The 5,535-nt window shown below is 36.3% G+C and carries 2 protein-coding genes; both read right to left on the bottom strand.

Annotated features, from left to right (window positions below):
* Positions 1-1,605, bottom strand: a 1,605-nt coding sequence (locus tag ACX3PZ_RS10560; RefSeq protein ID WP_459112760.1) for a DUF6443 domain-containing protein, incomplete at its 3' end; no start/stop codon positions are given.
* 4 nt (positions 1,606-1,609) lie between these two features.
* Positions 1,610-5,275, bottom strand: coding sequence for a DUF5977 domain-containing protein (locus ACX3PZ_RS10555; protein WP_459112759.1), 3,666 nt, complete (start codon positions 5,273-5,275; stop codon positions 1,610-1,612).
* Positions 5,276-5,535: the final 260 nt, after the last annotated feature.

Raw genomic sequence — 5,535 nt, 5'->3', positions numbered from 1 at the left:
AATAACACTCGGAACAGTTGGCGTACCTGGTGGATATGTATCAAAGTAATTGACTGATAGCAGTGAATATATGTTAGTTGGAAATACGGTATTCGTATAGTAAACAGAGAAACCATTAGACAATAAAGGTGTGCTTGATACCCTCTCCACTTGATCCCCTTGCGATAAGGCTGCGTTGGCTGCATTCTGAACTTGTACTCTTGTGTTGCTACCACTATTTGTAAAACCAGAATAGACCAAACGAGAATCAGAATCAAATTTATTAAAAAACCAAAGCCCTAGTGCCTTCTGATTGGAATCTTGGGTCATAATAAGGCGGTTCTGCAAATCGTATATAAAATACTTTGTTCCTTGACCCGGCATTTTCTGTTCCACTAGACGGTCTCTTGTATCGTAATAATGATGGTAAATTAGTTCATCGAGGATGGCTTGGGAAAAGGTTCCAGTGACTTGTGATTTGGTTAATTCTGATGCTTTGGGAGGTATAACGAAAGTAAGATTCCCGAATTCGTCATAAAGATAATAGGTATCCATTGGTACAGTAGTACTATACTCTCGCTTTAAATGTAGTCTGCCCGCCTTATCTAAAAATGTGATTACTATGTGTTTTAATGGTTGAATCGGACTCCAATTTTCATCTTTTGTTACTACTTTTTGTAAAGCCCCTACTGGATAGAAGCCGTTAAAAGACAAATTCGACAAATATATGTCTGTGGCTTGAGAACTGGTTATTTTAAAACTTTTTACTGCATCTGATAATTCATTATGCTCGTAGGCAAATCTTTTTTCATGTCCACCTCCAATTTTCCAAGTGTTACCTGGAGATCCTGTAATAATCACTAGGTCTCGAGGGGAGTCCTCGTATCCTCTCTCATAAAAGGCTGGTTCATTCCCATAGGTAACATTTGATGCAAGGGCTAATTTTTGAGGATTTACTCGTAGTCCCGTATTTCTATCGGTAGGTATGGGTAAATGATCTTTAGCTTGTCTTCCGTATGCATCATATTCGATAGGTGTAACAAGGTCCTTTTGACTTGGTGTTTGCTTCTTTTGTATCCTTTGCAGCTCTCTTCCTAATCCATCGAAATAGACGATAGAGACACGTTTTTCTGAAGTTTCGCCTAGAGGGCTTAAATAGTCTGTAATTTGGATAAAGTTTTGTGAAAATGCATCATACTCGCCCGGATCAGGCTGAGGTATTGGTTGGGGGGCATTCAAATTAATGCTTAAAGTCCCACTAAAACTTGACAAAGCAACTGGATTTGTCCATAGAATGTAAATAGCATTATTTTCAATGTAAAAACGGTACCCTTTATCGCTAAAAAAATGGTTTGACGGAATAGGAATTTCAGTATCAGGCAAAATACCTGGATATGTTGTATTTGTAACAAATCCTGATTTCAATTTCGATGTAGCGAAACCAGCATTGAAATTTAAGGATAGAATGTTATTGTCAACGGTTAATTTCACACTTCCTCCGCCTCCAATATTAAGTTCAGTGAAAACATTCCAATTGAACGATTTTTCAAAATTAACAAACTGGGCATCCACCAATGCAGGCATAAAAGCGAAAAGGAATAGAAGTATAGTCTGGATATTTTTCATAATTCTAATTGCTTGGGAATTGAAAATCGAGATCGATTGGTAAATTATCAGCTATTGTTGGTGCTCCACTTCCTGTGCTTGCCAATTTCGCTCTGATATACCCATCGGGTGTAATTGTAATTGTCCAAATCCCTTTACTATAGGCAGACGAGTTTCTCACAACGGAGGGACGACAAGTGCCATTAATTCTGGCGATCACGACACCTGTCGTTTGCCAAGGCAATCCAGTTCCTGTTGTAAAGCCCACTTGCACCCTGTATGTTAAATTTGCACTTAAGATAGAGATAGAACCGTAATTATACGGTGGATAACTAGTCATTCCACTTATGCTACAGTTGAAACTTACACATGTGCCATTCGCATTGGCATAATCCTGCCCGTTTTGATACAAATCAGTCTGCGCTTTAGAATTTGCATCATTTAAACTTTCAAATGAAAAATGTTTTCCTTGTTCAACGATATAGTTCACTGTAGTGCCGTAGAAATTCATAGGGCAATTTTGCCTAGCATATTTTGCAGACTTAGTTTGGTTCATGTAAATGGGTTCGGGCTGGCGACTTGAAATTTGATAATTAATTTTCTTTGTGGGGACTTTATCAAAATCCTCCACTAAAGTTAGTCGGCCTTTCTGATCGTACTCATAATATTCCGTTTCTCCATTTTGAAACATTGCGCTGCTTGTAACTTCAAAATCTTCATCAAAGGTGTTGAAAATCATTTTATGAGTTGGGAACCCCTTCCGAATGGAATTCTGAAGACTTTCAATTTGAGTAGACGTACCACCATTAATTAACATGGATTTTAGATTATTTACTTGTATAATAAGACTACCTTCATTCGCTATTTGTAGTCCTTGAATTTGGACGATTGGAAATCTACTTTTATAGCCGTAAAAAGTGTAAAGATATTGACCTGATTCATTGTGGGACTTAATTAGATTACCATAAGAGTCGTACCAATCGTACCATATTTTACTTACATATGGGTTCTCACCTTTTGCAGAAAGTTCGGCAATTGGATATATGTCTTCGCCAAAAGTTCCATTTTCATTTAAGACGGAAGCAGTACCATAATTTGTTTTTTGTTTGTATGCTACAAATTGATTCTTTGATTTTGAGATATCTGTTATAGCAAATACACGTTTTGAGTTTAAGAAGGTATAAGGTTGAACATTGCTATGATCATTAACATATAAATAATTGTTTTGATCCCACTGCCCATCACTATTTTGTCTTCGTTCTTGCCTTAAAAGTTGATCTCCAAAAGTGCCTAAATCTTGATAATTATAGGTGTTGGTGAAGTTGATAGATTCAGAACCATGATGCACACGTTTATCTATTGAGATAAGGTTGTAATCCGAAAAAAACATTTCATATGCATTCCCTGCTATTAGGTATTCTTGAGCTTGCCCTGAAGAAATTGGACAAACGAGAAAGTATTTAAAACTTAATGCTCTTACACTTTTTGGGACTGTTTCTGCATAATTGTATAGGTCTTCTTCAAGAAGAAGATTTACTGAATTATAAGTTTTCTTTGATTTCAATAAGCTTCGCTTATAAGAATAGTCATTATGTGGTTCAAAAACTGATACTTCTTGGCCAAGTTGACCGCTATTTCCGGCATCAGGAAAATCCGCATAAGTCGTATAATTAAAGAGAAAATAACCTTGGTTTGCTCTTTTTTCAATAACAGAACTATATTGAATGTTTGGGCCAAGTGAATTTGACAATGGAATTACGCTACTTATATTGAAATTAGTTTCATAATAAGGTACATTGTTTTCGCTTGGAATTAAGTAGTTCTTAATATAATACACATTTTTTTGGAGTAGAATGCCAGAAGAAATCGGAGAATCAATTGAAACCGTATACTGAAATTCTCTTTCCGTTTTTTGTAAATCTTCAGTAAGGTCAATTATTTTTCTAATGCGTAAGCCACCTATAACTCCCTGGTCTGGCACTAGAGTTCCATGATGATTTACTGAATTGGAGTAGGTATGCGGTTCGTATGTGAAAAGCCTATAGCCACCCATAGGAAATCGTATTGAGGCGAGACTACCGTAACCAACGCGATTGGGATCTGTTGCTCGTGATGCTTCATGTAATTCCGGATGATTGTAGTCTAAGGTGAACGGAGTAGATTTAAAATATCCAAAATGGTCAATATTACTTGATAAATACCTTGGTAGATCCTCAAATTCATTATATCTGAAGGCGTACTTTTCTTCCAAATCAACTGTTAACATTTCCAATTTCAACCTTGAATTAGGTATGTTGTTATAAGAGAAGTCTATCCTTTTTATAATTTCTCCTTTGCTGCTTTTTACTTGAATGCGATCTAATTTTTTCCATTTTAACGAATTGAAATATGTGCTCCACGTAGCCGTAGAAATTTCGGGATTTGGTGTCACACCATTTAATAACCGTTTAGAATAGTAAAACATTGCATCTTCAACGGCAGCACCATTTGGAGAACTGGCCACCAGTATATCATCTACATCTCGCATCACGTTGTCGATTGGCACATCTCCACTATTGAATTGGTATTTTAAAGCGTTTGAATTGGTGGAAGTTAAAATAACTTCTTTTTGTGCTCGCGTTTTAATTGATTTTAAAAAGGTGGGAATAATTAACTGTCCTTTAGCTCTGACTTTGTTTGAAAAAGCGGTGCCATAAGTACACCCGAGACTGGGATTAAAAATATCCCCTTGAAAAGTCTTTGAAAAATTGCTAAATGAATTTGTAGGATAAAACATGGCAGAATAATCTCCTTGTTCATAATTGAATGAATAGATTAGTTCACCCTGACGATTAAAAACCTCTGACAAGTGCCACGCACTTGAAACCACAGGATTTACTAGTTGGTTGAAAAAGTCAGGAAAGTTGTATTCGATCGCAGAATGTTTTCCTCCAAAAACGAATCGGTTTCCTTTGTCGTCCGTAATCGTTATTTTATTCAATACTTTCGGAAAAAGTCGCTGATTAAAGTTGTTCGTGGCTGGAAAGTCCATTGGCACAACTTTATCGCTCATCTGAATATCGATTTTAAGGTTATCCGAAGAAGAGACTTTCCATTCCCCATCGGATCCGAGAAAAAACTTTCCACTATATCCCATAAAATTGAAAATGAAAAGATCAGGTTCTAGATCCACCGCTGGTTTGGCACCATTTGTTTGCCCACCTGCTCGAATGGTACTTTTCATATAAGTTGGATTATTCCACTGTGTCGTGTTCAAAGCTGAAGTGTAATAGAAGTAGCCGCTTGCATTTCCCCAATGTGAGGCTCCGTTAGGGATATCAGCAGTGAACTTTTCGTCGAAACTTGATCCGCGAACAACTCTAGTGATCACTCCTCCCGCTTCAAGGGTCCAATTTTGACCTACCCAACCTGAAACATCACCAACACGAACTCCTCCTGTATCATATCTTAACTTAATTTCCAAAGGAATATTGCTTTCATTGAATTGATACAAATCAATAGCTACGTTTGCTTTTCCAGTCGATAAATCAGTTGGAACATCACTATATTGGCCTAAGCTTGATATGTTGGGTGAAAATAAAGTTTTGGGCAGTGGTCTTGTTTGAGTTTGGAATTGACCAGGAATTACCATACAAACAATTATAAAAGGATAGACGAACTTTTTGATGTATTGTAAAGCAAATGAATTCATTGTGATTGTTTTTCAAGGTTATTATTAATTCTCAAGAAGGTACTAGAGTGTTACTGAAATATAAATGCTGGAAAATATTTTCAGAACGTAATTGTTACAATCGCAATTATGAACTCACTCACACCTAATCTATTTTTATTAATTTTTTTTTATAAAGTTAATATAATTTTGACAATTAATAGTAAAAATTATTTTAAAGTTGAGAATTATCCATATCGCATGAATGCAAATTCGTAATGTGGCTTAGACTGCCTTGCCCA

It is taken from the genome of Chryseobacterium sp. A321 (assembly GCF_054489265.1).
Note: the sequence above shows the minus strand (reverse complement) of the source record. Positions and strands in the feature narration are given on the sequence as shown.